Below are 25,841 nucleotides of genomic sequence, written 5' to 3' on the forward strand. Positions count from 1 at the left end.
GTCTGGACGGTATAGTAAATGACGAGGTGATGATTGTGAACAGTAATTCCAAACGCAGCCTGATATTGACTGCAGCTTCAACGGTTGTGAAACAGAACGGGATTGAGAAGCTCACGCTTGAAGCAGTCGCCGCCGAAGCGGGGGTAAGCAAGGGCGGTCTGCTGCACCATTTTCCGAATAAAGACTCATTAATCTACAGTATGGTTTCGGGCATCACCAATGATTTTGTTGCGGATGTCCAGAAGAGGGCGGCCCAGGATACACGGGAGCAAGGGAAGTGGAGCCGTGCTTATTTGCAGTCTACCGTAGAAGCCGATCAGGATGGGCAGGACATGAATGTTGCGCTTAACGCAGCGCTTTTTACAAACGGTGAATTGCTGGATGAATTAAGGAAGCATTATACCGTCTGGCAAGAGAACATCGAGAATGACGGGCTGGACCCGGTAATTGGCTCCATTGTCCGGCTGGCTGTAGACGGCCTGTGGTTATCGGAGGTATTCGGGATCGGCGAGATCAGCGATGATATGCGTGATAAGGTCATCCGGAAATTATATGAAATGATCCATTAAGGAGGTAGTCCCATTGAATGCTTATGTTTTACTATCCTTAGCCATTGTGAGTGAGGTCTTCGGCAGCTCTATGCTTAAGGCATCCAACGGGTTCAAAAAGCTCCTTCCCTCCATTGCGGTGGTCGCTGGCATGGGCCTGGCGTTCTTCAATCTGTCACTGGCGCTGAAAGAAATCCCTCTCGGGACAGCTTATGCCATCTGGTCTGGCGTGGGAACGGCGTTAACCGCATTGGTTGGCGTGCTGGTCTATAAGGAACGTCTGAATGTGCGAAAAATAGCAGGCTTAATCCTCATCATTGGCGGTGTGGTTCTGCTGAAGCTGTCAACGGGGGTGTAGAGATGAGAGGTTACTTAGCGCTAAGCATCGCTATTATTTCAGAAATCTTCGGTACGACTATGCTTAAGCTCTCCGATGGATTCAGCAGTGTGCTGCCGTCGATCGGAGTAGTGCTTGGAATGGGCCTGGCTTTTTACTGCTTATCGATCAGTCTTCGCACCATACCTCTGAGCCTGGCTTATGCCATCTGGTCTGGCGTGGGGACAGCGCTGACAGCACTGATCGGCATCCTGATCTGGAATGATCCGTTCAATCTGCTCACCGGCATTAGTCTGCTGATTATTATCGGGGGTCTGGTGCTGCTGAATTCACCGGATAAGGCTGGCGGGGAAAACGCCCCTGAAGCTACGGAGAATTAGGTCTTGCTTAACAAGCCTTCGGTATGCTGAAATGGAAGTAGGCAACGTGTAGGAAGTGAGCGAGAAGGAGCAACCGGAATGAGGAAAATGTACCTGATAGCTGCCATATGGCTCAGCCTATTACTGCTGGCGGCATGTAGCGATGGCACCGGCAGCGGTTCTGGCGGGAGGATTGCCGATACCAGCCTAAGTGCAGGTCCGGCTGAGGATGCAGCGCTCCATGTGCATGCTGCCAGATCGGATCAACCGCAGAGCAGCAGCCAGCCCTACCTGGGCAAGGTCTATAAGGTTGTGGTAGATCCGGGTCACGGCGGTGAAGATCCCGGGGCAGTCTCCGTCAGTGGACGCCTGGAGAAGGATTTCAATCTTAGCCTGTCAGAGCAAATCGCAGCCCGGGTGGAGCAGGACCCGCAGCTTGAGATTCTGCTTACCCGGACCGGGGATGCTTTTATCTCCTCACAAGAGCTGTTCCGGCCCCAGTTCGCCAACAACCTGGCCGCAGACCTGTTCATCTCCATTCATGGCAATACCTATGAGGAGGCATCAGCTTCGGGTACAGAAACCTTTTATTATCATGAAGAATCCTTGGCTTGGGCCGAGACTATACATAAGCATGTCATTCAAGCTACCGGTCTCAAAGACCGCGGCGTGAAGAAAGGGAATTACTTCGTTCTGCGCGATACGGTAATGCCGTCGGTGCTGCTGGAACTGGGCTATTTAACGAATCCCGGTGACGAGGCGAAGATGTGGACCTCCGGGTTCCAAGAGAGCGTGTCCTCCGCTGTTGTAGATGGGATAAGAGAGTATTTAGGGCTGGAGTGATGGATCACCACGATGTCAAAATGCACAAGGAGAAGCTTATGAACCGGATCTTAATTCTCGGATCAGGAGGATCAGGCAAGTCTACCCTGGCCCGTCAGCTTGGCGGCCTTCTTCATCTGCCGGTCGTACATCTGGATGCCCATTTCTGGAACCCGGACTGGGTTCCTAAGCCAAAAGAAGAGTGGGACGAACTGGTGCGGCAATACACCGACCAGGAGCAATGGATTATAGATGGTAATTATTCAAGGACCATGGAGCTAAGGATTAAGCGTGCGGATGTCATTATTTTTCTGGATTTACCCCGGATATTGTGTATGTACCGGATTGTGAAGCGTCGTCTTATGTACCATAACCAGACTAGACCGGATATGAACGAAGGCTGCCCGGAGAAGCTCGATTGGGCATTTGTGAAATGGGTCTGGAACTATAAGGCACGAAGCCGTGCTGTCACCCTGGAGAGACTCAAGCAGACCGGAGCTCACCAGCAAGTGCTGATCGTAAATACAAGGCGGCAGGTCAAGGAGTTGCTTCATCGCTTTGCAGAATGCTAATCAGCGCCGCACATACAGTCCCTTAAGGTCCAACTGCAGCTCACTTGAGATCAGAAGCAGGATCAGTTCCTCGATTGCTGATAGAGTGGCTACTAAGCATACAACTATTGTCCAGATTGCCTGATTCACATAGGGAAGCAGCAAAGGTGTAAGGAATAGCAGCAGTCCGGCCAGCTTGTTGCCGTAGGTATGAATGCTGCCGTAGGTGCTGAATTTGCGCAGAGCGGTCAGGATGGAGGCTCCCCGGATGACGGCAATCAGCGCGATCCACAGGATGAGGCCGAGGGTCAGACCAAGGAACGGATATAAGGTATAGAGTGCAGTGCCTGCCAGCGTCATATCGGCCACGGAATCGAGCTTGGCACCGAAGCTGCTAACCGTACCGGTCATTCGGGCAATAGGGCCATCCAGCATATCGGTAATTCCGCACAGGAGGTAGACTAAAGTGAAGCCCGTGCCCAGCGGCGCCAGGTACAGCAGCAGAAGAGCCAGCCCGATTCGGCTGAGCGTGATGCAGTTGGGGACAAGCTTCATGGCAACCTCCCTTTTTAACCGTGTAATGGGGATTTCCTGTCTAGCTTATTCGTATATATTCTATGCTTCATTATGCCTCTAAATTTGCCGATTGTCTTGAATAAGAAAGTACCCGTTAATATGGTGCAGGAACTGTCGGATGCATTCCCTGCGTAGCTGTTACTCTGATGGGGAGGAAAGGGAGGTGCACGATGAACCTGCTGGAAGATATAAATGCTGCACTCTTCTACATTGAAGAGCACCTGGACGACGAGATCGATATAAAAGTGGCTGCGGGCTTCGCGTTATGCTCAGAGTATCATTTTACACGGATGTTCTCCTTCCTGGCCGGTATCCCGCTCTCGGAATATATCCGCCGCAGACGTCTTACGCTGGCTGCCTTCAAGCTGCAGGGAGGCCAGCACCGGATTATTGATGTTGCCCTGGAGTACGGGTACACTTCGCCGGATGCATTCACAAAAGCCTTTCAGCAGCTTCATGGCGTAACGCCTTCAGAAGCAAGAACGGCAGGGACACCCCTGAAGGCCTTTCCTCGAATGACTTTTCAGTTAACCATTAGAGGAGGCAGTGAAATGAATTACCGCATTGAGGAGAAAGAGGCTTTTCGGATCGTTGGACTCAAGAAAAGGGTAGCTATCCAGTTCAGCGGGGTGAACCCGGAGATCGCGGCCATGTGGCAGAGTCTGAGCATGGAGATGATAGGGGAGCTGAAGGGGCTGTCGGATATGGTTCCGTCAGGGCTAATCAGCTCGTCGGTGAATTTCTCCGAAGGCCGGATGGAGGAACGTGGGGAGCTGGATCATTATATCGGAGTGGCTACCACGCAGGAATGCCCGCCGTCCTACGCCAAGCTGGAGGTTCAAGCGTCTGCATGGGCCGTGTTCGAAGTGGTGGGTCCCTTTCCGGGCACGCTCCAGAATGTCTGGGGCCGGATCTATTCCGAATGGTTCCCCTCTTCCAATTACGAGCAGGTCGAAGGGCCGGAGCTTCTGTGGAACGAAAGCAAGGATACCCACTCACCAACTTTTAAAAGTGAAATATGGATTCCGGTGCGGGAAGCAGGGCGCCGTTAACGGTGCAGGTATTCAGCCAGAGCGGACAGGGCTTCCAGTCAGAATGAATAGTGCCTCCTACAATCGGGTAATGGTAGTCTAGTATAACTGACTAGGAGGCATAATTCATGGAGTGGACTTTGGAAGATGTGGAAGAGACGAGCAGGCTACATCCTGAGTCGTTCTTTATTCCTGCAAGACAGGAACGGGAGACACAGGGGACGGGGAGAATGGTGCGGCTGCACTTCATGTTGACCCAACCGGCTGAAGGGCAGCCACGGGCTGAACGGATGTGGGTCGAGATCACCGGGAGAGATCCGGTTACCGGGCGGTACACGGGGCTGTTGACCAATACACCGGGGGTTATCCAGTCGCTCCAGCTCGGAGATCCGGTGGAGTTCGAGCCCAGACATATCGCCCAGACGATTCTTAGAGAAGGAGATCCGGCATGGGTCGAAGCCGGGGAGAAGGCGGGTATGGTCACCAGGCAATGCCTGACGCCAGGAAGCGGTGTGCGCTGGATGTACCGGGAGGCCCCTACCCGTGAGGAGGACAGCGGCTGGCGGCTGTTCACCGGAGAAGAAGATAACGCTTATCTGAGCGACCCGAAGAATACGGCCATCATGAATGTGTATGATCTGATCGACCGGGACCCGACCCTGCTGGAGCCTTTTAAAGGAGCTGTGGGCACAGCGTTTGAACGGAGCGGAGCGGGTGCCGCGTGGGTAGAAGTGAAGAATTGGCGGTAGGCATGATATACTAGGCTGGCGGACACAGGTGACTGTGGCCCCGGCCTTTTTTACTAGGAGAAGGGGAGAAGGGCAGAAGGCCAGATATACATAACAGGTAATTAACTGAGAGGAAGGAATAGAATGATTGAATTACAGCCTAGTGAGTATAGTAGAATCAAGCATCTTTTAGCGCATAGAGAAGGAGAATTCATGCCAATCCGGCCAATCACGCGAATTTCTATGATTTGTACTTCTCCTCCAGTCAATGGCTTGCGGTGCTGAAAGAACCTTTGAAAGACAACACAGTGGAGCTCAGTAGAACACATTATAAGATGAACAGTAACGCTAAAGCTCCTGCTGACATTCAGGAGGATTCTGGAGAATTTGTTTTAACTAGCATCGATGAGCAGTTGTTTGGACGCTACATTCAGGAGATGGACGATAGTTACCGATTACTGTGGACTTCGGCTGAGACCTATCTCGACAGGGCATTTGGTTATTGTTATTTGAATGAGAGCGGATTTGTAAGCGCTTGTAATACTTTTTATGTGGGTGGCGGCTATATTGAACCGGATATCATCACGCACAAGGAATACCGTAATCAAGGGTTGGCGTTCAGACTGTGTCAAGAATTCATAGCGCTTAGCCGTCAGCGGCAGCTAACAATATATTGGGATTGTGATAACGGCAATACTGGCTCCAATCATCTGGCCGCTAAGTTAGGTCTAGTGAAGGTTGGCGAAGTTCCTATTCTGTGGTGGCATGAGAGTAAGGAAGTCATTGCGAAATATTTAGCCGCCTACAACTATAATACCTAAGAATGGATGCTGTACTTTTTGTAAAATTCACTTGTGGAGGGGACCGACCTGAAGCACATATATTACTTACTGCTGGTCGTACTGCTCATAGCTGGCTGTAACACGAATAAGGAGACACAACTTACCCCTGAGCGGCCGGAGGTATTGGGAGAGATGCCTGAAGACATGCCTGCTGATTTCGATTTTCTCGTCCGGTACGGGTATGGGGAGGTCACCAAGAATGAGATCAAAACGTATCAGGATACCGTGGTAAAAGATCTGATCATGAACGGAACAGCCACAGCGGATATTACGTTGACCGAAGATGAAATGCGCAGCATCTATGAGCGGATGAGAGGCATCCGAATCATGGGGAAGCTGGAGCTTGTGTCCCTCAAACAGGGCTGCGCGGTGGTCCCTTACCAGGAAGACAGCTGGAGGATCACCGTAAACGGGTTCACACGGAACTGGTCCTGGTCCGGCGAGAATTGTGAGCTCACGGAAGATGCAGAGCAACTGCTGGAGCTACGGACCTTCATTGCGGACATCGTAGCCGGTAAAGAAGAGTACCAGGCATTGCCCGAAGCTGAAGGCGGCTATGACTAAGGAGAACTGCATATAGAGGTACGACTGCAAGCGTACTCCGCAAGTCCGATCCCAAAGGATCGGATTTTTGGTTTAATGGGATAGGGAAACAGCAACCGGACAGAGTAGAAGGAGGTTTAAATTCAGTTTAAATATGTCGGTTACTATCCTTATAGAATCAGCAATCAAGGAGGAATAAAGCATGAAGCAGACACAATCAGCAGGGCAGGGCGGCAGCTATGCCATTGAGGCGCAAGGATTGGTCAAAATCTACGGGAGCAACCGGGCCGTGGATGGTGTAGATCTCAAAGTAGGCACAGGAATGATCTATGGGGTGCTGGGTCCCAATGGTGCCGGGAAGACAACCGTAATTCGCATGCTGGCGACCCTACTTCGGCCTGACGCAGGTTCGGCGCGTATCTTCGGACATGATGTGGCAAAAGAACCGCAGATCGTGCGTCAGTTAATCGGAGTGACGGGTCAATATGCGTCAGTGGATGAGTCGCTTAGCGCGACTGAGAATCTGATCATCTTCTCCAGGCTGCATGGCCTGGGGCGTGCGGAGTCTCGCAGCAAGGCCTCTGACCTGCTGGAGGAATTCGGCTTGACGGAAGCCGCCAAGCGCCCCTTGAAGAATTTCTCCGGCGGGATGCGCCGGCGGCTGGATCTGGCGGCTAGTCTAATTGCGCAGCCTCCGCTCATTTTCCTGGATGAGCCGACAACGGGGCTCGATCCCCGGACGCGCAATCAGATGTGGGAGACGATCCGCAAGCTGGTGAATACGGGATCAACGGTCCTGCTGACGACCCAATATCTTGAAGAAGCGGATCAACTGGCGGACCGGATTGCCGTGATTGATACCGGTAAGGTGGTCGCAGAGGGAACAGTTGATGAACTCAAGAGCTCGGTTGGCAACTCCTCGCTTCACCTGAAGGTGGTCCATCCACAGCAGTTGCTGAAGGCGCGGCAGATTGTGGAGCAGGTGCTTCAGGTACGCTCTAACCTGTCGGCAGAAGCAGCCAAAATTATCGCACCGATGGGGAACGTGGACCGGGTAACCGATCTGCTGATCGCACTTCGTGAAGCAAGTATACCGCTGCTTGAGATGAGTGTGCAGAAGCCAACGCTGGATGAAGTATTCCTGACCCTAACCGGTCATGGCGTCAAGGAAGATGCGGGGCTTGTCCCGGATAGTACGCAGAAGAAGGAGGGAGTATTAGCATGAGTACTTTAATTAAGCCGGGTGTAGACCGTAATTTGAAAAACCATACCAGCTTCGGCCAAGTGGTACGTAATTCCTTTACGATGGCTTACAGAGGACTGCTCAAGATCCGGCGTACACCGGAGCAATTGTTTGACGTCACATTTCAGCCGATTATTTTCACCTTGATGTTCACGTATATTTTCGGCGGGGCGATTGCCGGGGATGTGGCAAGTTATCTGCCGGTAATTATTCCAGGAATCTTGGTACAGACCGTAATCACGACCTCCGTCGTTACCGGTGTCCAGCTACGGGAGGATATGGAAAAAGGGGTGTTCGACCGCTTCAAATCGCTGCCGATTGCCCGGATTGCCCCTCTCGCAGGGGCACTGTTAGCAGATACTATACGTTACACGATTGCTACGGTACTCACCTTCGTAATGGGCTACATCATGGGCTTGCGGCCGGAAGGCGGCATCGGCGGGGTTGCCCTGGCGGCGGTTCTGGTCATCGGATGCTCCTGGGCCATCAGCTGGATCTTTGCCTTTTTCGGTGTGATCGCCCGCACAGCATCCAGTGTTCAGGGGATCTCAATGATCGTGTTATTCCCGCTAACCTTCCTCTCGAATGCCTTCGTGCCGGTTGATACGATGCCGAAATGGCTTCAGTGGTTCGTGAATAACAATCCGATCTCACATCTGGTCACTGCTGTCCGTGAACTGGTGAACCATGGAACGGTAGGTAGTGATCTGGTCTACTCCCTGATCGGAGCCGCTGTGATTGTAGCGGTCTTCGCTCCGATTACCGTGCGTGCGTATATGCGCCGGACGTAAGTCTGGTTCAGAAAGACGTCAACGAATGCAGGGATGCATCTGTTGGCGTTTTTTTGTATGCGAAAAACCGAACACAATGTGACCAGTCACGTTCAGGAATTTTGAGTCCATTCCGTTAGGGATAGCTCATAGTCAACAAAAGTCTGTAATTCCCCATGCTGATCTGCCCAGGCAGTCTTTCGTACCGCTATTTTACGGAAGCCGAGTTTCTCATACACATGCTGTGCTCTGGTGTTTTTAAGATTCGTATCCAGAATGATCTTGTGAAACCCCTGTGTTTCAAACAAATAACGGACCAGCATACCTAAACATTCTGTGCCTGCCCCTTTGTTTTGTTGATTGAAATCACAGATTTTAATCCCCATCTCCGCCACATGTCCAGAAACCGCACTGTAGCTCATTTCACCTGCGGGAGCACCATCGATTTCAAGAATCAGACGTCCTTTCCGTTCAGAGTCTGTCCCGGTCTGCAATTGGGTTAACACCTCTTGTTCAGTGATTCCTAAGCCCTTAGGAAATCCGGCATGCGCCATGACTGTTCCGTCGTTCCACCAGCTGCATAACAGCTCTGCATCGGCTACAGTTGCATCCCGGATGACCAAGTTACCTTGTTGCATATACAATCTCTACACCTCCATGATTCCAAATGAGCGTAGCTTCATCGTAGCATGCCATGATTTCCGCGAGAATGGAGAGTATTGTTTTATACAAATTGTATTAGGTTTATGAGTATTAGCAGCGATAGATTCAGCAAAAGCCCCAGTATAGATAATTTGTTCCGCTTAACAATTCCAAGCACACTGATGCAAACAGCGAAGAGCAGAAGGAAGTATACGAGGTACAGGGAAGTATCGGCGTAGAGTGCCAGGACCTTGGACCCTGCGTCATTCACAAACTCGCCATCATACAGGTTCTTGTACCTGCGGTTAGCATAAATTAATACACTGGTAATACAAACGGAGGATAATAACACAGGAATAGCAGTTAGACCTCTTGTCTTTTTCTCAAATCTGCCTGCTGTAACGGACCATACTCCATAGATGACAAATCCCGCAAGCAGGCAGATGAAGTACATCTGATAGAACATCAGCCCTTCCTCACGGTCCCCGGTTCCGCCCCCATCCAGTCCTGAAGCATATAATAATAAGTTGGTTATGACCAGCATGAAATTTAGGAGTGCGTATTTAACGGCACTAATTCCTATTCCTGTAATCTCCCGCATCCTTACCTCCACATAATGATGTGATTCTCGTGTATCGTCTTTTTGTTCTACAGTCACAACTACACTTTTCAAAAATAAAATCTGGCGATATCTATCTAACCAATATAATACAAAAGGTAAGTAGGTAGTAAGGTTTTCTTCCGCAGTTACAGAATTCGCAAACTGATTCCAGAGAGCTGCAACTGCAGGACATTGAGCTTGTAGAGTATAAGCATATAAAGGGACCGGAGGTACACGGTTTTCCGCCAAATTACCTGGATATGTTGAGAAAAGATACAAATGAAGCGGCTTTTTTTACAAACCTTCTGGAGTTGTGGCGCGTTAGCCTTTATAATATGACGAGAATATAGAATAAAGGAAAAGGTGTAACTTCATGAGCATATTAAATGTAGAAAAGCTTAGTCACGGCTTCGGCGACCGGGCCATCTTCACAGATGTCTCCTTCCGTCTGCTGAAGGGTGAGCATATCGGTCTGATCGGTGCCAACGGTGAAGGTAAATCGACCTTCATGAACATCATTACTGGTAAGCTTCAGCCGGACGAAGGCAAGGTGGAGTGGGCGAAGCGGATGCGCGCCGGTTATCTGGATCAGCATGCGGTGCTTCAGCAGGGGCAATCCATCCGGGATGTGCTGCGCGGGGCCTTCCAATATCTGTTCGATATGGAACAAGAGATGAACGACATGTACGGTAAGATGGGGGATGTGACCCCTGAGGAGCTGGAGCAGCTGCTGGAGGATGTCGGAACAATTCAGGACATGCTGACCAGCCAGGATTTCTATATGATCGATGCCAAAATCGATGAAACCGCGCGTGGACTCGGTCTGACCGACATCGGTCTGGACAAGGATGTTAACGATCTCAGCGGCGGTCAGCGGACCAAGGTCTTGCTGGCAAAGCTGCTGCTGGAGAAGCCCGACATTCTGCTGCTCGATGAGCCTACGAACTATCTGGATGAACAGCATATCAACTGGCTGAAGCGTTATCTGCTGGATTATGAGAATGCCTTCATTCTGATCTCCCATGACATTCCGTTCCTGAATAGCGTGATCAACCTGATCTACCATATGGAGAACCAGTCGCTGTCGCGTTATGTGGGCGATTATGAGTATTTCCAGCAGGTGTACGAAGCGAAGAAGTCACAGCTGGAATCCGCGTTCAAGCGCCAGCAGCAGGAGATTGCCGATCTGAAGGACTTCGTGGCCCGCAACAAGGCCAGCGTAGCTACCCGCAACATGGCGATGTCCCGGCAGAAGAAGCTGGATAAGATGGAGGTCATCGAGATTGCCAAGGAGAAGCCGAAGCCGCAGTTCAACTTCAAGCAGGGGCGGACCTCCGGCAAAATGGTTTTTGAGACCAAGGATCTGGTGATCGGGTATGATTCCCCATTGTCGCGTCCGCTGGACCTGAGCATGGAGCGGGGTCAGAAGATTGCTCTCGTCGGTGCGAACGGTATCGGTAAAACCACGCTGCTGCGCAGTATTCTCGGCCAGATCCAGCCTATCTCGGGCACAGCCCGGCTTGGCGATCTGCTGGAGATCGGGTATTTCGAGCAGGAAATGAAGGAATCGAATTACAACACCTGTATCGAGGAGATCTGGAACGAATTCCCGTCCTACTCCCAATTCGAGATTCGTGCAGCACTGGCGAAGTGCGGCCTGACCACCAAGCATATTGAGAGTAAAATTGCTGTCCTGAGCGGCGGCGAGAAGGCCAAAGTACGCTTGTGCAAGCTGATTAACCGGGAGAGCAATCTGCTGGTACTGGATGAGCCTACCAACCATCTCGATGTCGATGCAAAGGAAGAGCTGCAGCGTGCGCTCAAAGCCTATAAGGGCAGCATTCTGCTGATCTCCCATGAGCCTGAATTCTACCGTGATATCGTGACCGATACCTGGAATTGCGAATCATGGACGACCAAAGTCTTCTAGAGAACCGAACCGGCAATATCGCCGGTATTGAGCTTGACCCGTAGGAGGGGCACTTTGCAAAAAGTGACTCTTACGGGTCATTCGTATTACAGTGGAGTAAGAATGCAGGGGGAACCTATGAACGTTGTGAACGAGGAGACAGTCGTGAAGCCATCCAAACGCAGTCTGGTCAATATCATTGTTGACGGCATTTCTGGTATTTTTCTTCCCATAGTGAATATATTGAGCGCGGCGGGAATCATGAAGGGTCTGCTCGCGGGTGCGGTTGCACTGGAGATCATCAGCAAGACCGAAGGCACCTATACGGTGCTGAATGCCATGGCGGACAGCCTGTTTCATTACCTTCCGCTGCTGCTGGCGTTTACGGCAGCCCGTAAATTCGGGGCCAATCCTTTTACGGCGGTCGTTATAGGCGGGGTTATGCTATATCCCAGTCTGACTACACTATTTGCGAACAACGAAGTCATAGAGTTTATGGGCATGAGCATCAAGCCGGTGAATTATCCTGCAAGCGCTATTCCCATTATCCTGGCGGTAGGCCTGCTGGTCTATGTCGAGCGATTCTGTGTCAAAATATTGCCGGAGGTCATCCGCGGCTTCTTCACTCCGCTGATCTCCGTGATCATGGTATCGTCGGTGACGCTGCTGGTATTCGGACCGATGGGGGCGCTGGCCGGTGACGCCCTGGCAGACGGGTACCGTACAGTGTATAATCTCAGTTCAGTCGGCGCCGGAATGGTGCTGGGGGCGATCATTCAGCCGATGGTCATCTTCGGCCTGCACTGGAGTCTGGTGCCGCTGGCGATCAACAACATCAGCACGGGTGGATCAGACACGATCCTCGCGCTGATGGGTCCTGCTGCCTTTGCCCAAGCGGGAGCAGCGCTGGCAGTATTCATCAAAGCCAAAGACAAGCAGTTCCGCACCTTAAGCCTGTCGGCATCGATATCGGCCTTGTTTGGTGTGACGGAGCCTGCAATGTTCGGGGTCAATCTGCCGCTGCGCAAGCCGATGATTATTGTCTGCTGTGCAGGCTCGATTGGCGGCGGGATGGTCGGGATGTTCGGCTCGTCTGCGATTTCATTCGCTTTTCCGGGACTGGCTACGCTGCCTGCTTATCTGGGGGACGGGTTCGGCGGTTTCCTGATCGCATGTACCACCGGGTTCCTGATTGCCCTGATTGCAACGCTGTGCGTGAAGCTTGGACCGGAGCCAGTCGTCGAACCAATTGCCAAATCCTAGCTAAGGAGGATTACACTTGAGAGCGATTAGAAGAACCAAGACGGTGGAAGGGACCTCCATTCCCGGAATCATCCATAACGGAGGAAGTTACTTCTATATTAATGTAGATGTGTACGAAGACGGCATGGTCAACTGCTGGGAGCTTACAGATCTTAAGGGCTTATCCGGCAAAATAAATTCAGGCTGGTTAACGCCGGCCGTCCCCTCCGGGAAGCAGCTGTCCATTCATGGACTGGGTGCGTATACGGTAGAGTCGGCAAAGTGGACTTACAACGCTGCAAGCTATTACCAGCATATTCAGGAAACAGTGAGCCTGCTGAATCCGGACCATACGAATATCTATGAGATTTCGGACCGGGAGCAGGAGCAGAGTGAAGCGCGCCGGATTGCGCATTCACCTTCCTCTACGGAATTCTATGTCAACAGCGAAATGTTCTACCAGACGACGGAGGGCAAAAGTGTCCATCTGTTCATGAAGAATAGCGGCATAGTATACCTGGTCGATGTTGTGATATACAAGGACGGAAAGGTAGCGGTCTATAACCTGCCTGCTGACGCAGAATATACGCTGGAGGAGCTGGACGCGCTTGTTGCAGATAAGACCTTCTTCACGACAATGGATACTCCTGTAACGGTACATATTCTGCAATTGGGCGAGGTTACATTAGGCGAAGCCCTATACTCTGCCGATGCACAGGAGAAGCTCAAAGAGCTGCATAACCTCCACAAGCAGCTGAATGGCGAGCAAACGGCGCATGAAGCGTGCCGGGCTGCCTATTATGCTTATCTGGAGAATCCGGGTGAATACTACCGTGAGCAGCTTCGAATCAAATATGAGCTTGTACCGGAGCATGAACGGATGTATCTGGGCGATATGGATACGAAGGATTGGGATTACCAGCGAATCCTGTATCATCCCGAAGAGACACGCGAAGTGTGAGCGGGGCAGGATTTTCTACGCGTTGGATGCTATACTACTATAAGTGATGAAGTGAAGAGATAGAGGGTGGCAGGATGGAGACAATCAGCTTTCATTATGGACGGCATATTTCCAAGGTGGCGCGGGCATTATATTTCCACTCGTGGAAATCTATACTATCGATTGGCGTTCAAGCGGTATTTATAGCGGTGTGCATGATTCTGTATACTCAGAACCAGTCGGTCATTTTGCTCGGCATATCGATTACGCTGGTTCTGACCATGGGAATGTCAATCGTGATGCGAACCTTGCTTTTACCGAAGATATTGTCGGCAGATACAAGGTACAATAAGGAATTTGAATATCTTTTCGATGCAGAGGGGATCAATTTCAGTCCGGAGAAGGACGCGTCCGTCATGACCTGGGGCTCTTTCACCCGGGTATGGGAGAACCAGAGCTACTATCTGCTGTTCCATGGGCCACAGGAGTATTGGTTCGTTGCGAAGCAATCGTTCGAGGATGCCGCACAGGAGTATAAATTCAGAGCGTATGTGTCAGATCACCGCAAGATTGTCAGTGGCGTGATTTGGTGACAAAAAAGAAGGACATGCTACCCGCGCATGTCCTTTTCTGTATCCGGGAGCGGATGATTAGCCGCAGCTACACCCGCCAAAAGCTTGTGCAATCTGCCTTGTCGGCAATATTGTACTCGATTAACTGTCTCAGCAGGCCGTAATCCACCGGATTCGTCCATTTCATGCGGATCAGCAGCTTGGTGTGATCTATTCCGCCTTGCTTCAGGACTTCCTCGAAATGATCCATGCCTGCTTTTTCCGGGGCAACAGCCATATGCCCTTTGGCTACACTGAAGCCGATAATGTATGTTCCGTGATCGGTGAACATCGGCTGGTTCCAGCCAATTCTCGGTTCGAGCTGCGGGAACTCCTGCAACACCCAGGCGAGTACTTCCTCCACCGTTGCCCGATGGACCGGATTATCGATCTTCGCCAGATACTCTGCAAACACATCCATGGTTCGTCCTCCTGATCTATGTCAGCCCTCATGCCCTCCATAATATCTTGTAGCCGCAGGATAGTCAAAAATTTTAATGAATAAATTTATAATTTTGCTTCTTTGGCAGTACCATTGCACCCAGGCTCCACAATGAGTATTTTTGAAGGCACTTTGTAAGGTTCAGAACTCTTGGAAATGATATAATAGTTATGAATGGAGCTGATGCCGATGGATTTACTGGACCCGCGGGTAGATTTCGTTTTCAAAAGGATATTTGGCAGCGAGAATAACAAGGATGTGCTGTTGGCATTTCTAAACAGAATCTTTACTGAAGCAGGCGAGCCGCCGTTGACCGAGATTATCCTAATGAATCCATATACGGATAAAGAGGATCCATTAGACAAACAATCTATTTTTGATGTTTATGCCAAGACTTCAGAAGGTAAACTGATTGATATTGAGATGCAGTTATTTAATAAATACGACATAGAGAAAAGAACACTTTTTTATTGGAGTAAGCGTTATGCTAGTCAACTCAATGAGGGCGAAAAGTATATGGAGTTGAAGAAATGCGTAACAATAAATATATTGAACTACTCGTTTTTGAAAAACGATCAGTATCATAATGTTTTTCATCTGCGGGAGGATCGAACGGGATTATCCTTGAATGATGATATTGAGGTTCATTTCTTGGAATTGCTGAAACTGGATGAATATAAAATTTCGTCAGAAGGTGGACTAATTAATTGGCTGTTATTTCTAAAGGGTGCTGATACATCACAATGGGAGGTGCTGAAGATGAATGAGCCGGGTTTGGAAAAAGCGATGGACACTCTGCAATATCTAAGTCAGGATTCAGAGGCCAGACGGTTGTATGAAGCCAGACAGAAGTATTTACACGATGAAGCCTCTATGCTGGGCAGTGCAGAGTTGGCTGGAATTAAAAAAGTGGCAAAAAATATGCTTGACATGGATATTGATATAGCAACAATTGTAAAAGCCACGGGATTAACGGAACAAGAGATCAATGCTTTGCAAAAATAGAAATTACGGGAGTGTCCAATGAGCGGATGCTCCCTTTTCTTATTCCTGCTGCCCTGTGTCCCTCCCTTCCTCATTCCAGCATTTCCCTGTATGATAGAAGAAGCTTGTTGTTCTTCAAAATAAATGAGAAGGGGGTTATGGGATGGAGGAGAGGATCGGGTTCAAAGGCAAACGTCCTGCTGAATTGCCGGCGACTATAAGCGTGGTTGCCCTTATGTTATTCTGGATAAGCTTTTTCATTCGGGTCGATAAAACGACTCTGTTGGAGCAGATTGTGACCTATCTCATCATCGGAATTGCAATAGCCGTTGCAGGGATTATGGTATATCGTTTGTGTACCTTTAGCAGGGCGTTCAACATAGAGATTAAGCCGGAAGCCCTGCAGATCAAGAATGTAGAGATTGAAGCCTCTACTATTAAGTGTATTTTCATCAAAGGCTACTTGCTGCCCGTGATCGCAGTAAAGCCCAGAGCCAATCTGCTGGTTACTTATAAATACTGTTTTCGATTCCCCGAGCAGGAAGATCAAGGGATAAAGGTGCTAACGGAATGGGCGGAGCGGCACCAGATCGAAGTGGTACATAAGAAGTTTGTGAGATGGCTGTAGTTAACTAAGGGATGGAGAATAGGAGGAACTAATCAAATGAAAGTCTCCGGATTCAGTCACATCACACTCCAGGTACGCGACCTTCAGGCTTCATTGGAATTCTATCAGGGTATTCTGGGGATGAACGTTAGACATCGTGGCCGAATAGATGCCTATTTGGAGTGGGGCAGCGCTTGGATCTGTCTGCTTGAACGAACGGTTGCCAAGGAGCCTTTAGGCGGATACGCCGGGATGGATCATGTAGCTTTTTATATCGCAGAGGATGATTTCAATGAAGCTGTCGGCATCTTGCAGAAGCATCACGTTGAGATCGTCAGAGGACCTGTTCAGCGGGGAACCGGCTGGTCAGTGAATTTCCTGGACCCGGATGGAATTCAGCTGGAGCTGCATACTTCCACTCTGGATGAACGGATGCAGGTCTGGCGTTAGGCGGAGTGGGGTCCATATAATAATCAGAAGCGGGGATGCGGGATGAATAAACCTTTTCATGAAATGCTGACGTCGGAAAATGAGCTCAGAGAGCTTCTGGGCTATCCAAGTGAAGTGGTGAAGCGCAAATCGATCCACCAGCTGGATCATCACTGTCGTGATTATATAGCGATGTCCCCTCTATTATTCTTGTCCACAGCAGATGAACACGGCTCATGCGATGTCTCTCCGCGCGGGGATGCGCCCGGTTCGGTGCTGGTGCTGGATGAAGGGCATCTGGTCATTCCTGAACGTCCGGGGAACCGCAGATTGGACTCTTTGCTGAATATCCTGGCTAATCCACATATCGGTCTGATTTTTATTATCCCGGGGCTTGAAGAGACACTGCGGGTTAACGGGCAAGCCTATATCATTAAGGACGAGCCTATCCTGGATCGGATGCGAGCCCGAGGCAAGCGGCCTGCGCTGGGGATCGGGGTGAAGGTGGAGGAATGTTATATGCATTGTGCCAAGGCCTTCAAAAGATCGCAGGTCTGGGACTCCGGCACCTGGCCTGCTGAAGCCTTGCTCCCGTCTGCTCCGGCCATCATCGCCGCTCATGTGAATGCAGCGGAGTTCACGGAGGAAGTGGTGCGGCGAGGTATAGAGGAGAGCTACGTGAAGCGGCTGTATTAAGTAGGGGAGTGAATAACGGGGATGGATACAGAGAGGCTGATACGGATTTTTGACAGGCAGGCCACGGATTATGACCGTAAAAGAGATGATCCGAAGCAGCGGCGCTGGCGCCAGAAGCTAATCGGTTCTGCGAAGGGTGAGGTGCTGGAGCTTGCCGTCGGAGCCGGGGCGAACTTCCCGTTCTATCCTAAAGGCGTCAAGATCACGGCTGTGGACTTCAGCGGAGCCATGGTTGAGAAGGCCAGACGGGCCGCCGGACAGTACAGACTGGAAGCCGATTGTATATGTGCAGATATCGAAGACATGAGCTTTGCCGCGCATTCGTTCGATACGATTGTCTCCACGCTGTCCTTATGCAGCTATAAGAACCCGCTGAACCTGCTGGTGAAGCTGAACCGCTGGTGTAAGCCGGACGGCACCATCCTGCTCCTGGAGCATGGAATTGGTTCTAACATCTTGGTCACTACACTGCAACGGGCGCTGAATCCGCTCCTGTACCGCATCTATGGATGCCATCAGACCCGGGATATTCTCGGACTGGTCCGGGAGTCGGGGATGCAGATCACTAGAGTGGAGAGCTATTCGCTGAATATGGTGCATTTGATCTGGGCGGGACCTGAGGAACAACAACTATGATCTGAAGGTGAGGGGAATGCGAAATGGATAGTATTATTTTTGATCTGGACGGTACGTTATGGGACCCGACGGAGACCGTAGTGGGTGGATGGAATCAAGTGATTAGCAGCTATAAGGGAGCAGCCAAAGAGGTAACGATAGACAATTTACAAGGCATTATGGGGCTGCCGGTGCCGGAGGTTGGCCGAAGACTGTTTCCTGATGCAGATGAGGAGATCCGGCAGAAGATTATGGATGAATGTTGTGATATGGAGTGTCTCGTTCTGTCGCAGCAAGGCGGAAGGTTGTATGCTCGGGTAGAAGAGGTGCTTCAGGCATTATCGGCTAAATATAAGCTGTTCATCGTAAGCAACTGCCAGGCGGGGTACATCGAGGCTTTTTATGAATATCATCAATTGCAGAAGTATTTCACAGACTACGAGAATCTGGGGAGAACCGGACTATCTAAGGGAGAGAACATCAGGCTGGTCATGGACCGCAATCATCTGATGAGTCCTGTCTATGTGGGCGATATCGAAGGGGATAGGAAGGCGGCAGGGTTCGCGGGGATTCCTTTTGTATACGCGAGTTATGGATTCGGCGAAGTGAGCAGTTATGATTATGTGATCGACCGGCTGGACGATCTGCTGGAATTGTTCTAAAGCGGCCCTTGGATAAAGGTGGATCTCTTCCTGCAAAAGCTGGAGTTGTCTTACAGCCATTTCATGGCTTTGAAGACAACTCCTTATTCAATTCCGGCGATAATGCGGCGGATACGCAGGGGATAGCGTACCAGTGGTACGGTTGGCTCAGACGGCCGTCCAGCCCCCGTCCACATATAGCGTCTGGCCTGTCGTGTAGCTGGAAGCATCCGAGGCGAAGTAGAGGACAGCGCCGTTCAATTCATCGGGGTTGCCGGGCCGGCCCATGGGGCATAGCGTATTATACTGCTCCAGAAATTGGTCCTGGTAGAGCGCGCGGGTCATCCGGCTGGGGAACAGGCTGGGTCCGATCGCATTCACCGTGATTCCGTAAGGAGCGAGGGTCGCGCCCATGCCGCGGGTCAGATTCACGACTGCGCCTTTGGAGGCATTATAGGCATGCAGGGCGGCTAGCTTGCTGCCCTTCACACCGCAGATGGAAGCAAGGTTGATAATGCGGCCCGCCTTGCGTTCCTTCATGGCCGGGATCACAGCTTTGGACATGAGATAAATACTCTTCACATTGGTATCCATCACCCGGTCCCATTCCGCTTCCGCCAGTTCCTCGACAGAGCCTGTGGATGCAACTCCGGCATTATTCACCAGGATATCTATCCGTCCGAAATGCTCCAGAATGCTTGCTACCGCCGCTTCAATCTCCGTACCTCGGGTTATGTCACATTGGAGAGGCAGCGCCTGGCGTCCATGGGCTTCAATCTGTTGCCGCGCCGGTTCCAGCTCGTCCACTCTTACATCCAACAGGGCAACATCCGCCCCTTGCCCGGCCAGAGCTTGAGCCAATTCCCCCCCTATTCCCCCGGCTGCGCCCGTCACCACCGTCACTTTTCCGCTCAAATCAAATGGATTTCTCACCGGCGCACCTCCATTAATTCCACCAATCCCAGCGCAAGTTGGAGTAGGGAAGGAACTGTTCAGGATCTACAGCCGTCAGGACCTCACCGCGTTCAAGGACGGTATTGCTGACCGTGTAGATGCCGCCCAGCATACGGACGACTTCCAGCTCGGCCCAGGGGTCATGCGGAGAGTCATGCAGGTGAATCTCTACTTTTGCCGCTGTGCGCACGCTGACATCCATCGAGGCTGTCTGGCGGATCAGCAGCGGTCCAAGATCGAATCCGCGGCCATCCGGTGACTTGGAATACTTCATGTTGAAGACAGGCAGGCCGTTACCGTAATGTGCGGAGATGATACTCTCACCGTCTGCGGCATTCATTTTCCCGCTCAGCGCAGCCTCTACATGGAAGAATTCTGTACCCCGCCGGGATACGCTGCCTGCTATATGGTGATCCTCCTTCTGGAGACTGATGTCGGCCATCTTCTTCGGGAAGCCATAAATCTCACGCCCCAGGCCCATAGCGATATCATCGCTGATCGGCATGGACAGGCAGTAGGTGCCCGGTTGCCCGTTGTAGGCTGCCAGGACGAAGACTGCGGCTTCCCGATAAGGCTCGCAGAAGCTGGTGCGGGGATAGTTAGCAACAAAAGCGTGCACAAGCGGTCTTGGACCCGGCGTAAGCGGGGCGGGCAGAATGCTGCGGATTATTTCGGGAGAGGTCTCCCAATAGACGGTTAATGTCTCGGCATTATAGAAGGTCGTAGGTGTATTGATTCTTTTGGTAATCTCATTCACATCTTTTACGAAGCTGCTCATCTGAATCTCCTCCTGTGTTATAGGGTCACGAATAATGTAACATGACTATTCCAGTGATTATATATATGGAAAATATAAAAATAAATGGGAATCTTGTGCGCGGCGCACTATAATAAGCTGGGGGTGTGAGAGCGATGAGTGTTACCTTTGAACAGATTAGCAGACATTTTAGTCAGCAAGCCGTACATATCCAGTGGAACAAAGCATTAACGGCAGCCTATTCAGATACGATGCTGATTACGAAGAGCCTGACACATTTTGCACCTGAATATATCTATGTGGGCTACCAGTCCGGATTACCGGGCCACGCAGAAGGGTTGGATCAAGCCAGCCTGATGTTAATTAACGACATTGCGGAGCCAGCTTCGGGCCAGCAGCAGATGTATAGCAGACAGAACCGTATGGAATTCGGGGCGGAGGAAGATGTATTCGAGCTCTATAATCAGATCCGGGAGCTGTTCCTGGAAGAAGCTGAACGGGAGCAGGCTAAGGGCAGAATGCTTGAGGCTTGTGTCGCCGGCAAAGGACTGGATGTAATCGTCTGTGCTGCGGCGGAGCTGATGGGCAATCCGGTTATTATCATCGATGTAAGCTATAAGGTTCTGGCTGCTTCGGATTATAGCGGGGTTACCGATCCCATCTGGAGCGATAATCTGTACAAAGGCTATTGTTCCTACGATTTCATAGCTGCTGTCCATCAGATGAAGAGTGTGCAGAGCGGCATGGAGTCGCTGGAGGCTTACGAAGTGGAATGCAGCGGAAGCCAGGTGACCAAGCTGGTCGCTAAGATCAGGATCGGCAGCAAGCCTGTCGGGAATGTGATTGTGCTGGGCGACACACGCCCGATTGAGCGGAGGGATCATGAGCTGGCGGGTTTTACGGCCGGGCTGGTGGCGGCGGAGCTGGCTAAGAACAGCTTTTACAGGAATTCAAGCCAGGCGGAATATGAAGAGCTGATCTATGAATTGCTGGAGAATGGGGAGAACGGTTCACAACTAATTCAGGAGAGCCTGCGGAGCGGAGTGCATCTGCCTAAGGGCAGATTGTCTATTCTGGTGCTGGAGCTTGCGGGGTACGATGCCTCTGCTTCCGGCAAACAGACTGGTTATTTAAGGGATCAGCTGCACTTGCATTTCGGGGAGGAGCGGCTGATCTTTTACCATGAGTATATGGTGGGGGTCAGTGAGGGTGATACTGCATCGTCCAGGTCAAGAGAGTATGATCCAAGCTTGCGGGAATTTCTCGTCAGCCATCAGATCCGTCTGGGGATCAGCCGGGAATTCACCGACCTTACAGACTGCCGCAAATATTATCTGCAGGCGCTCAAGGCACTGGAGATCGGGCGGATCGTCTGGCCTGCGGAACCGCGCATCTTGTATGCTGATGTGCAGCTGTATGATCTGTTGTCCCCGCATGCGCAGCATGATTCCCGGGATGTCACCCATCCGGCGCTTACGGTCCTGCGTGTATTCGATGAGAAGCATCATGCCGACTTGTATCATACCCTCTATTGCTATTTGAAGAACAACCAGCAGCTGCAAAAAACCGCCGACGAACTATTCGTCCACCGCAACACCCTGCGGTACCGTTTACGCCAGATCGACGAACTGATTCAGCTTGATTTGCGCCAGATCGATCAGGTACTGAGGCTATATATGTCCTATCAAATGACAGAGTATCTGGAAAAGCTCAATGGGGGAGGGAGCCCTTGTTGCTCTTGATTTGTTATTTGGCAGCAGCTGTGTTCTCCCGCATTAGCTTCATACACACCTGAGGCTCTTCCTCCACTTCCCTGCAAGGCTCACACACCTCAAACCCAAACTTTCGCACAGTTGCCATCGAAGCAGCGTTATGCGGATGAGTCAGGATATAGATAGAGTCCACATCAAGCTGTGTGAAGCACGTGTCGAGAAGTACGGGCAGGGCCTCCGACATATAACCTTGCCCCCAATAGTCCTTCCAGATGTCATAACCGATCTCCACCTGCTTCCGCTCAGCGTCCCAATAATGATATCCGCAGGTGCCAATGAAGGAACCGGTCTCCCGGTCAAACATCCCATAGCGGTGATGGCCTTTGCCTTCAGGCTGGGCGTAATGTTCAATGATTTCAATGGCTTCAGTATAATCGCAGGGCGGCTCACTGAAGTATCTGCACATGTCCGGGTCCGAGAATTGCTTGTAGACGGCATCGGTGTCGTTCTGATTCAGCAGACGGAAATGCAGACGGCCCGTTGTAAAAGGTTCGGATAAGTTCATTGATGATTCTCCTATTTATGGGCAATATTTCATACTTTTATTATGCGATCATATAATCGGGTTGTCTATAACCGTGAACCCGGTTGTTAATGTATGGTAAAATACAAGCACTACGTCTATTTATTGAAGGGGTGTGCCTATGAAGCCGAAGAGATTAACCAAAAACCTGGCAGCCGCGCTTGCCTCCGCACTGTTATTGACTAGCACCGGAATTACCGTTCTTAGCGCTTTCCCGCAGAAGATCGAGGCAGCGGCGGTGAAGCCTACAACAGCTTTCGCTTTATTTGAACAGAGGTTGCAAAAGCCTTCGTCCCTTGGCCTGGCCCAAGCTACGCTGGTTAACCGGATCGGCCAGATGACGCAGCTCGAAGCGAATCTGGCTGTGCTGCATCTGGAGAATGCACTGAAGGCTTACCTGCCTACGGCAACCAAACGTATGAATGCGCCTGTCGTTCAACTGAATATCAAGAACATCTATACGACCGGGATGCCAATGGCGCTCGCACGCTCCAAGGTGAGACAGGCCGAGGTCCGTGTGGTCCTCCAAGACCTGGAGGGGATGGGCTACAAGCTGGTGCAGGATGGCGGATTCATGCCCGGCCTTCCTTATAAGAGCTTCAAAGTTTACAAACCTTATGTCAGTAAGGATCTGCAGGTCTATATTGACTTAATGGCGACAGAGTCGGAGCAGCCGATGGCGGCAGGCGAAAGGTTGATGGTGGACTGGTACCAGATCATAGAGCGGGCTGTGCAATACGAGGATTTTGTGCAGACGTATAAGACCTCTAACCGTGCTGCAGCGATGACAGAAGTGCTGGAACGGGCCAAGCGGATTGTGTTCAACGGCACAACCAAGACACCGCTGTTCGACAAGAAGACACAGGTCATTCTTGAAAAGGCAGCCATCGCTTATGAGAATACACTGTCGGAGGCAGGCCCCGAGAGAATCGAGGGCAGCAGACTGCTGACTCAGCTGGATGATTTCCTGCTGCTTGTAGAGAAGAACGGGGATAAGCGGACGCAGGCTGTTATTGATTATCTGAATGCTTTATGAGTCTGAAGTAGGGATGAGTGTAATACAGCGAAGAAACCGGGCTATTCTCGAAGCAGCCCGGTTCTTTTGCGTGCATATTGGGGGCGGGAAGACCCGCAAGGCATATCTTCCTATAGGCCGAAAGCGTCATAAATCACAGAAAAGGAAAACGATTACAATTATAATGTAAGCGTTATCTAATGATCGTGTTCATTTATACGCAAAGGGAGGAAGACGGCTTGAGTACCCATAAGATTTCCTTTAACATGCTTGTCTTTATCGGTTTTAGCCTTCAGTATGCATTGATGCATCTCTTATCTGCAGGTGAGGTGATTGTGATTTCATCCGCTGAGCTTATCCTTTATATGGTGCTTACCTTTGCCGGGCTCGGCAGATTCTTTCGGCGCAGAAGGCGGCTTCTGAACGAGAGGGGCTGCGGAAGCACCGGACTTTTTTTCAGCGTGTTATGGACGGTGTCACTCTGCTCCCAGTTCCGTAAGGAGAACTACCCGGATGCGCTGACCATTATTAATTCGCTAGGCGTGTCAGCGGCTGGACTGATTCTGCTTACTGAGATTGTTATTCTGTTCAAGGTGTAAGCCAGCTATACATGAAGAACCCTCTGTCCTTAACCAAGGATAGGGGGTTCTTCATGTAACAACCAATGGAATTAATAGATATAACCATGCTCTATCAAGTAGGCAAGAATGAGCTCCGTGGATTGATCCTCGCTATGAAGCTCGGTATCCACAATAAGCTCGGGCTGGAGAGGTTCCTCATAGGGGGCAGTCAGGCCGGTAAAATGCGGAATCTCTCCGGAAAGCGCTTTGCGGTATAAGCCTTTGACATCCCTTCTTGCACATTCCTCGAAGGAGCATTTGACGTAGATTTCTACGAAAGGCTGGATGCTCTGCCTTATTTGCGCCCTCATGTCCCGGTAAGGGGAGATGAAGGAAGCCAGGACGACGATATCATTCCGGGTCAGGAACTGCGCCAGATAAGCTGCGGTTCTTACATTCAGAGACCGGTCTTCTTTGGAGAAGCCTAACCCCTGGAACAGTTGATTCCTCAAGACATCACCGTCGAGCAGTTCGGTCCTCACATTCATATGCTGCAATCTCTGATTCAGGCAGCGGCAGAGCGTGGTTTTTCCAGAGCCGGACAGGCCGGTGAACCACAGTGTTACCCCTGTATGCAATGTGCAGCACCACCTTCCATTTCAAACGATTAGGTTACCAGTTGTAATCTGTCTCATAGCCTGCCGGGAAGAGCAGGTGGCCCGCCACCTCTTTGAAGCAAGTCTTCACCTCTTCATTGAACTCGGTCCGCCAGTTCCCGGTTGTGCCGGTGCGGAAGGTATAGGAGGCCTTAGGATTAATGTTCTGCTCCATGGCGTCAAGGATTGTGTGCATCGGTAATGGCAGCGGCTTGTCAGCCCAGAGATAACAAATCAGCTGCTCCATGGTCCGGCGGCGTGAGCTGTGGCTGTCTACCAAGTGTTCAAAAGCGATCTGCAAACAGTCTGCTTCCCCGCTCCATCCGGCGAATTGTCCATACCACGCGGCTATACTCGGGTAATGGAGCTCTGGTATTCCCTGGATTAAAGCCAGAAATTGCTGATTCCGGTCCGGTAGAGAGAGAAGATAGGGGCGCAGCGGATGATTAGGGTATTTGTCTGTTATGAAATACGTATACGAGATGACGATATCTCTTAAGTCACGGTTAAGAAATAACGGCTTGATCTTCAGCTCCCGAAGCATGCCTGACCACCGGGGTGAATAGTACACATGCCCTGCTGTGAAATGTCCGCTACGGACGAGCTGCAGCCGCTGATAGTGGAGGCCGGAGTCTTCCGGATAGCCTTCATAGAATTCATAAGGGTTCTGCGTCATCCCCGGAATGCCTTCTAAGATCTGCTTCATCAGATGAGTACCGCTCTTGGGGACCGAGTTCAAAAATACTATAGGATATTCACTCGAAGGATCGAATGTATTCATACTCTCCAGTTTTCCTCTCTCTTGAATAGCTGCTAGTCATACTTCTCTATTTATCATATGAAGCTCTGACTATTGCTGACTAGACATTGTACATAAAAAGTAAGGGAATCTATC

Annotated in this window: 33 protein-coding genes; 24 read left to right on the forward strand and 9 right to left on the reverse strand. The window is 50.8% G+C overall.

What is annotated here, in order from left to right:
• Window positions 1-35 precede the first annotated feature (35 nt).
• From C173_RS31830 to C173_RS31850, 5 genes are all read left to right on the forward strand, one after another.
• Window positions 36-569 carry a TetR/AcrR family transcriptional regulator gene (locus C173_RS31830; RefSeq protein WP_235192099.1) on the forward strand — a complete coding sequence of 178 codons (534 nt, stop codon included), beginning with the start codon at window positions 36-38 and terminating at the stop codon, window positions 567-569.
• 13 nt (window positions 570-582) lie between these two features.
• Window positions 583-906 (forward strand): DMT family transporter, encoded by a 324-nt coding sequence (locus C173_RS31835; protein WP_036733186.1) that lies wholly within the window; start codon window positions 583-585, stop codon window positions 904-906.
• Window positions 907-908: 2 nt separating this feature from the next.
• Window positions 909-1,265: a DMT family transporter gene (locus C173_RS31840; RefSeq protein WP_036733189.1), complete on the forward strand. Its 357-nt coding sequence runs from the start codon at window positions 909-911 to the stop codon at window positions 1,263-1,265.
• A 78-nt stretch (window positions 1,266-1,343) separates the two neighbouring features.
• Entirely contained in the window at window positions 1,344-2,087 is a 744-nt protein-coding gene (locus C173_RS31845) for an N-acetylmuramoyl-L-alanine amidase family protein (RefSeq protein ID WP_036733192.1), read from the forward strand.
• A gap of 38 nt (window positions 2,088-2,125) precedes the next feature.
• Window positions 2,126-2,638 (forward strand): DNA topology modulation protein, encoded by a 513-nt coding sequence (locus C173_RS31850; protein WP_036733314.1) that lies wholly within the window; start codon window positions 2,126-2,128, stop codon window positions 2,636-2,638.
• Here C173_RS31850 and C173_RS31855 read toward each other — a convergent pair whose 3' ends face one another.
• Window positions 2,639-3,172 carry a CDP-alcohol phosphatidyltransferase family protein gene (locus C173_RS31855; RefSeq protein ID WP_036733195.1) on the reverse strand — a complete coding sequence of 178 codons (534 nt, stop codon included), beginning with the start codon at window positions 3,170-3,172 and terminating at the stop codon, window positions 2,639-2,641. It lies immediately after the preceding gene.
• A gap of 191 nt (window positions 3,173-3,363) precedes the next feature.
• On the opposite strand from C173_RS31855, the gene C173_RS31860 reads away from it, so the two are divergent.
• The 6 genes from C173_RS31860 to C173_RS31885 all read left to right on the forward strand — a co-directional run bounded on the left by C173_RS31860 (window position 3,364) and on the right by C173_RS31885 (window position 8,371).
• Window positions 3,364-4,245 carry an AraC family transcriptional regulator gene (locus tag C173_RS31860; protein WP_036733198.1) on the forward strand — a complete coding sequence of 294 codons (882 nt, stop codon included), beginning with the start codon at window positions 3,364-3,366 and terminating at the stop codon, window positions 4,243-4,245.
• 107 nt (window positions 4,246-4,352) lie between these two features.
• Entirely contained in the window at window positions 4,353-4,973 is a 621-nt protein-coding gene (locus tag C173_RS31865) for an immunity protein Imm33 domain-containing protein (protein ID WP_063830970.1), read from the forward strand.
• A 227-nt stretch (window positions 4,974-5,200) separates the two neighbouring features.
• Window positions 5,201-5,773, forward strand: a complete 573-nt coding sequence (locus tag C173_RS33275) for a GNAT family N-acetyltransferase (RefSeq protein WP_268748498.1) — start codon at window positions 5,201-5,203, stop codon at window positions 5,771-5,773.
• A 33-nt stretch (window positions 5,774-5,806) separates the two neighbouring features.
• Complete coding sequence (locus C173_RS31875) at window positions 5,807-6,358, forward strand: hypothetical protein (RefSeq protein WP_235192100.1); 552 nt, start codon at window positions 5,807-5,809, stop codon at window positions 6,356-6,358.
• A gap of 181 nt (window positions 6,359-6,539) precedes the next feature.
• On the forward strand, window positions 6,540-7,562 hold the full coding sequence (locus C173_RS31880) for an ATP-binding cassette domain-containing protein (RefSeq protein WP_051478741.1): 1,023 nt from the start codon (window positions 6,540-6,542) through the stop codon (window positions 7,560-7,562).
• Window positions 7,559-8,371, forward strand: coding sequence for an ABC transporter permease (locus C173_RS31885; RefSeq protein ID WP_036733200.1), 813 nt, complete (start codon window positions 7,559-7,561; stop codon window positions 8,369-8,371). The genes C173_RS31880 and C173_RS31885 overlap by 4 nt, the downstream gene beginning before the upstream one ends.
• 92 nt (window positions 8,372-8,463) lie before the next feature.
• Here the strand turns inward: C173_RS31885 and C173_RS31890 are convergent, their stop codons facing one another.
• Together C173_RS31890 and C173_RS31895 are read right to left on the reverse strand one after the other, a co-directional pair.
• Window positions 8,464-8,988 (reverse strand): GNAT family N-acetyltransferase, encoded by a 525-nt coding sequence (locus C173_RS31890; protein WP_051478747.1) that lies wholly within the window; start codon window positions 8,986-8,988, stop codon window positions 8,464-8,466.
• 86 nt (window positions 8,989-9,074) lie between these two features.
• On the reverse strand, window positions 9,075-9,593 hold the full coding sequence (locus C173_RS31895) for a hypothetical protein (RefSeq protein ID WP_036733206.1): 519 nt from the start codon (window positions 9,591-9,593) through the stop codon (window positions 9,075-9,077).
• Window positions 9,594-9,966: 373 nt separating this feature from the next.
• On the opposite strand from C173_RS31895, the gene C173_RS31900 reads away from it, so the two are divergent.
• The 4 genes from C173_RS31900 (at window position 9,967) to C173_RS31915 (ending at window position 14,277) form a co-directional block, all read left to right on the forward strand.
• The gene (locus C173_RS31900; protein WP_036733209.1) at window positions 9,967-11,523 is read left to right on the forward strand and encodes an ABC-F family ATP-binding cassette domain-containing protein; all 1,557 of its coding nucleotides are present in this window, start codon (window positions 9,967-9,969) and stop codon (window positions 11,521-11,523) included.
• A 117-nt stretch (window positions 11,524-11,640) separates the two neighbouring features.
• Window positions 11,641-12,765, forward strand: coding sequence for a PTS transporter subunit EIIC (locus C173_RS31905; protein WP_036733212.1), 1,125 nt, complete (start codon window positions 11,641-11,643; stop codon window positions 12,763-12,765).
• 16 nt (window positions 12,766-12,781) lie between these two features.
• Complete coding sequence (locus tag C173_RS31910; RefSeq protein WP_036733215.1) at window positions 12,782-13,705, forward strand: DUF7638 domain-containing protein; 924 nt, start codon at window positions 12,782-12,784, stop codon at window positions 13,703-13,705.
• Between the two features lie 74 nt (window positions 13,706-13,779).
• Window positions 13,780-14,277, forward strand: coding sequence for a YcxB family protein (locus C173_RS31915; RefSeq protein ID WP_036733218.1), 498 nt, complete (start codon window positions 13,780-13,782; stop codon window positions 14,275-14,277).
• Window positions 14,278-14,344: 67 nt separating this feature from the next.
• Here the strand turns inward: C173_RS31915 and C173_RS31920 are convergent, their stop codons facing one another.
• Complete coding sequence (locus C173_RS31920) at window positions 14,345-14,716, reverse strand: iron chaperone (RefSeq protein ID WP_036733222.1); 372 nt, start codon at window positions 14,714-14,716, stop codon at window positions 14,345-14,347.
• A gap of 195 nt (window positions 14,717-14,911) precedes the next feature.
• Here C173_RS31920 and C173_RS31925 point away from each other — a divergent pair, with 195 nt between their 5' ends.
• The 6 genes from C173_RS31925 (at window position 14,912) to C173_RS31950 (ending at window position 18,730) form a co-directional block, all read left to right on the forward strand.
• Window positions 14,912-15,742, forward strand: coding sequence for an Rpn family recombination-promoting nuclease/putative transposase (locus C173_RS31925; RefSeq protein WP_036733225.1), 831 nt, complete (start codon window positions 14,912-14,914; stop codon window positions 15,740-15,742).
• Between the two features lie 142 nt (window positions 15,743-15,884).
• Window positions 15,885-16,349 (forward strand): hypothetical protein, encoded by a 465-nt coding sequence (locus C173_RS31930; protein WP_036733228.1) that lies wholly within the window; start codon window positions 15,885-15,887, stop codon window positions 16,347-16,349.
• A 36-nt stretch (window positions 16,350-16,385) separates the two neighbouring features.
• A complete protein-coding gene (locus C173_RS31935) occupies window positions 16,386-16,778 on the forward strand; it encodes a VOC family protein (RefSeq protein WP_036733230.1) in 393 nt (130 codons plus the stop codon).
• A 63-nt stretch (window positions 16,779-16,841) separates the two neighbouring features.
• Window positions 16,842-17,453, forward strand: a complete 612-nt coding sequence (locus C173_RS31940) for a pyridoxamine 5'-phosphate oxidase family protein (RefSeq protein ID WP_442792689.1) — start codon at window positions 16,842-16,844, stop codon at window positions 17,451-17,453.
• A 21-nt stretch (window positions 17,454-17,474) separates the two neighbouring features.
• Window positions 17,475-18,089, forward strand: coding sequence for a class I SAM-dependent methyltransferase (locus C173_RS31945; protein ID WP_036733237.1), 615 nt, complete (start codon window positions 17,475-17,477; stop codon window positions 18,087-18,089).
• 23 nt (window positions 18,090-18,112) lie between these two features.
• Window positions 18,113-18,730: an HAD family hydrolase gene (locus C173_RS31950; protein WP_036733240.1), complete on the forward strand. Its 618-nt coding sequence runs from the start codon at window positions 18,113-18,115 to the stop codon at window positions 18,728-18,730.
• A 147-nt stretch (window positions 18,731-18,877) separates the two neighbouring features.
• On the opposite strand, the gene C173_RS31955 is transcribed toward C173_RS31950, so the two are convergent.
• Window positions 18,878-19,642 carry an SDR family NAD(P)-dependent oxidoreductase gene (locus C173_RS31955; protein ID WP_036733243.1) on the reverse strand — a complete coding sequence of 255 codons (765 nt, stop codon included), beginning with the start codon at window positions 19,640-19,642 and terminating at the stop codon, window positions 18,878-18,880.
• Window positions 19,643-19,655: 13 nt separating this feature from the next.
• Window positions 19,656-20,441: an acetoacetate decarboxylase family protein gene (locus tag C173_RS31960; RefSeq protein WP_051478743.1), complete on the reverse strand. Its 786-nt coding sequence runs from the start codon at window positions 20,439-20,441 to the stop codon at window positions 19,656-19,658.
• Between the two features lie 134 nt (window positions 20,442-20,575).
• Here C173_RS31960 and C173_RS31965 point away from each other — a divergent pair, with 134 nt between their 5' ends.
• Window positions 20,576-22,162 (forward strand): PucR family transcriptional regulator, encoded by a 1,587-nt coding sequence (locus tag C173_RS31965; RefSeq protein WP_036733245.1) that lies wholly within the window; start codon window positions 20,576-20,578, stop codon window positions 22,160-22,162.
• Between the two features lie 4 nt (window positions 22,163-22,166).
• Here C173_RS31965 and C173_RS31970 read toward each other — a convergent pair whose 3' ends face one another.
• Window positions 22,167-22,697: a GNAT family N-acetyltransferase gene (locus C173_RS31970; protein WP_051478744.1), complete on the reverse strand. Its 531-nt coding sequence runs from the start codon at window positions 22,695-22,697 to the stop codon at window positions 22,167-22,169.
• Window positions 22,698-22,836: 139 nt separating this feature from the next.
• On the opposite strand from C173_RS31970, the gene C173_RS31975 reads away from it, so the two are divergent.
• Window positions 22,837-23,751, forward strand: coding sequence for a hypothetical protein (locus tag C173_RS31975; RefSeq protein ID WP_036733246.1), 915 nt, complete (start codon window positions 22,837-22,839; stop codon window positions 23,749-23,751).
• A 218-nt stretch (window positions 23,752-23,969) separates the two neighbouring features.
• Window positions 23,970-24,329 (forward strand): hypothetical protein, encoded by a 360-nt coding sequence (locus C173_RS31980; protein ID WP_155991701.1) that lies wholly within the window; start codon window positions 23,970-23,972, stop codon window positions 24,327-24,329.
• Between the two features lie 71 nt (window positions 24,330-24,400).
• Here the strand turns inward: C173_RS31980 and cysC are convergent, their stop codons facing one another.
• Both cysC and C173_RS31990 read right to left on the reverse strand, forming a co-directional pair.
• The gene (cysC, locus tag C173_RS31985; RefSeq protein ID WP_036733252.1) at window positions 24,401-24,928 is read right to left on the reverse strand and encodes an adenylyl-sulfate kinase; all 528 of its coding nucleotides are present in this window, start codon (window positions 24,926-24,928) and stop codon (window positions 24,401-24,403) included.
• 34 nt (window positions 24,929-24,962) lie between these two features.
• Window positions 24,963-25,727 (reverse strand): hypothetical protein, encoded by a 765-nt coding sequence (locus C173_RS31990; RefSeq protein WP_036733255.1) that lies wholly within the window; start codon window positions 25,725-25,727, stop codon window positions 24,963-24,965.
• Window positions 25,728-25,841: the final 114 nt, after the last annotated feature.

Source organism: Paenibacillus sp. FSL R7-277 (assembly GCF_000517965.1).
GTDB classification, from domain to species: Bacteria; Bacillota; Bacilli; order Paenibacillales; family Paenibacillaceae; genus Paenibacillus_AQ; species Paenibacillus_AQ silagei.

Excerpts from the sequence above, each read along its gene's own strand:
- C173_RS31840 (WP_036733189.1), top strand. The coding sequence starts at position 909 with ATGAGAGGTTACTTAGCGCTAAGCATCGCTATTATTTCAGAAATCTTC.
- C173_RS31845 (WP_036733192.1), top strand. The coding sequence starts at position 1,344 with ATGAGGAAAATGTACCTGATAGCTGCCATATGGCTCAGCCTATTACTG.
- C173_RS31850 (WP_036733314.1), top strand. The coding sequence starts at position 2,126 with ATGAACCGGATCTTAATTCTCGGATCAGGAGGATCAGGCAAGTCTACC.
- C173_RS31855 (WP_036733195.1), bottom strand. The coding sequence starts at position 3,172 with ATGAAGCTTGTCCCCAACTGCATCACGCTCAGCCGAATCGGGCTGGCT.
- C173_RS31860 (WP_036733198.1), top strand. The coding sequence starts at position 3,364 with ATGAACCTGCTGGAAGATATAAATGCTGCACTCTTCTACATTGAAGAG.
- C173_RS31865 (WP_063830970.1), top strand. The coding sequence starts at position 4,353 with ATGGAGTGGACTTTGGAAGATGTGGAAGAGACGAGCAGGCTACATCCT.
- C173_RS31880 (WP_051478741.1), top strand. The coding sequence starts at position 6,540 with ATGAAGCAGACACAATCAGCAGGGCAGGGCGGCAGCTATGCCATTGAG.
- C173_RS31885 (WP_036733200.1), top strand. The coding sequence starts at position 7,559 with ATGAGTACTTTAATTAAGCCGGGTGTAGACCGTAATTTGAAAAACCAT.
- C173_RS31890 (WP_051478747.1), bottom strand. The coding sequence starts at position 8,988 with ATGCAACAAGGTAACTTGGTCATCCGGGATGCAACTGTAGCCGATGCA.
- C173_RS31895 (WP_036733206.1), bottom strand. The coding sequence starts at position 9,593 with ATGCGGGAGATTACAGGAATAGGAATTAGTGCCGTTAAATACGCACTC.
- C173_RS31900 (WP_036733209.1), top strand. The coding sequence starts at position 9,967 with ATGAGCATATTAAATGTAGAAAAGCTTAGTCACGGCTTCGGCGACCGG.
- C173_RS31905 (WP_036733212.1), top strand. The coding sequence starts at position 11,641 with ATGAACGTTGTGAACGAGGAGACAGTCGTGAAGCCATCCAAACGCAGT.
- C173_RS31915 (WP_036733218.1), top strand. The coding sequence starts at position 13,780 with ATGGAGACAATCAGCTTTCATTATGGACGGCATATTTCCAAGGTGGCG.
- C173_RS31920 (WP_036733222.1), bottom strand. The coding sequence starts at position 14,716 with ATGGATGTGTTTGCAGAGTATCTGGCGAAGATCGATAATCCGGTCCAT.
- C173_RS31925 (WP_036733225.1), top strand. The coding sequence starts at position 14,912 with ATGGAGCTGATGCCGATGGATTTACTGGACCCGCGGGTAGATTTCGTT.
- C173_RS31930 (WP_036733228.1), top strand. The coding sequence starts at position 15,885 with ATGGAGGAGAGGATCGGGTTCAAAGGCAAACGTCCTGCTGAATTGCCG.
- C173_RS31935 (WP_036733230.1), top strand. The coding sequence starts at position 16,386 with ATGAAAGTCTCCGGATTCAGTCACATCACACTCCAGGTACGCGACCTT.
- C173_RS31940 (WP_442792689.1), top strand. The coding sequence starts at position 16,842 with ATGCTGACGTCGGAAAATGAGCTCAGAGAGCTTCTGGGCTATCCAAGT.
- C173_RS31945 (WP_036733237.1), top strand. The coding sequence starts at position 17,475 with ATGGATACAGAGAGGCTGATACGGATTTTTGACAGGCAGGCCACGGAT.
- C173_RS31950 (WP_036733240.1), top strand. The coding sequence starts at position 18,113 with ATGGATAGTATTATTTTTGATCTGGACGGTACGTTATGGGACCCGACG.
- C173_RS31960 (WP_051478743.1), bottom strand. The coding sequence starts at position 20,441 with ATGAGCAGCTTCGTAAAAGATGTGAATGAGATTACCAAAAGAATCAAT.
- C173_RS31965 (WP_036733245.1), top strand. The coding sequence starts at position 20,576 with ATGAGTGTTACCTTTGAACAGATTAGCAGACATTTTAGTCAGCAAGCC.
- C173_RS31970 (WP_051478744.1), bottom strand. The coding sequence starts at position 22,697 with ATGAACTTATCCGAACCTTTTACAACGGGCCGTCTGCATTTCCGTCTG.
- C173_RS31975 (WP_036733246.1), top strand. The coding sequence starts at position 22,837 with ATGAAGCCGAAGAGATTAACCAAAAACCTGGCAGCCGCGCTTGCCTCC.
- C173_RS31990 (WP_036733255.1), bottom strand. The coding sequence starts at position 25,727 with ATGAATACATTCGATCCTTCGAGTGAATATCCTATAGTATTTTTGAAC.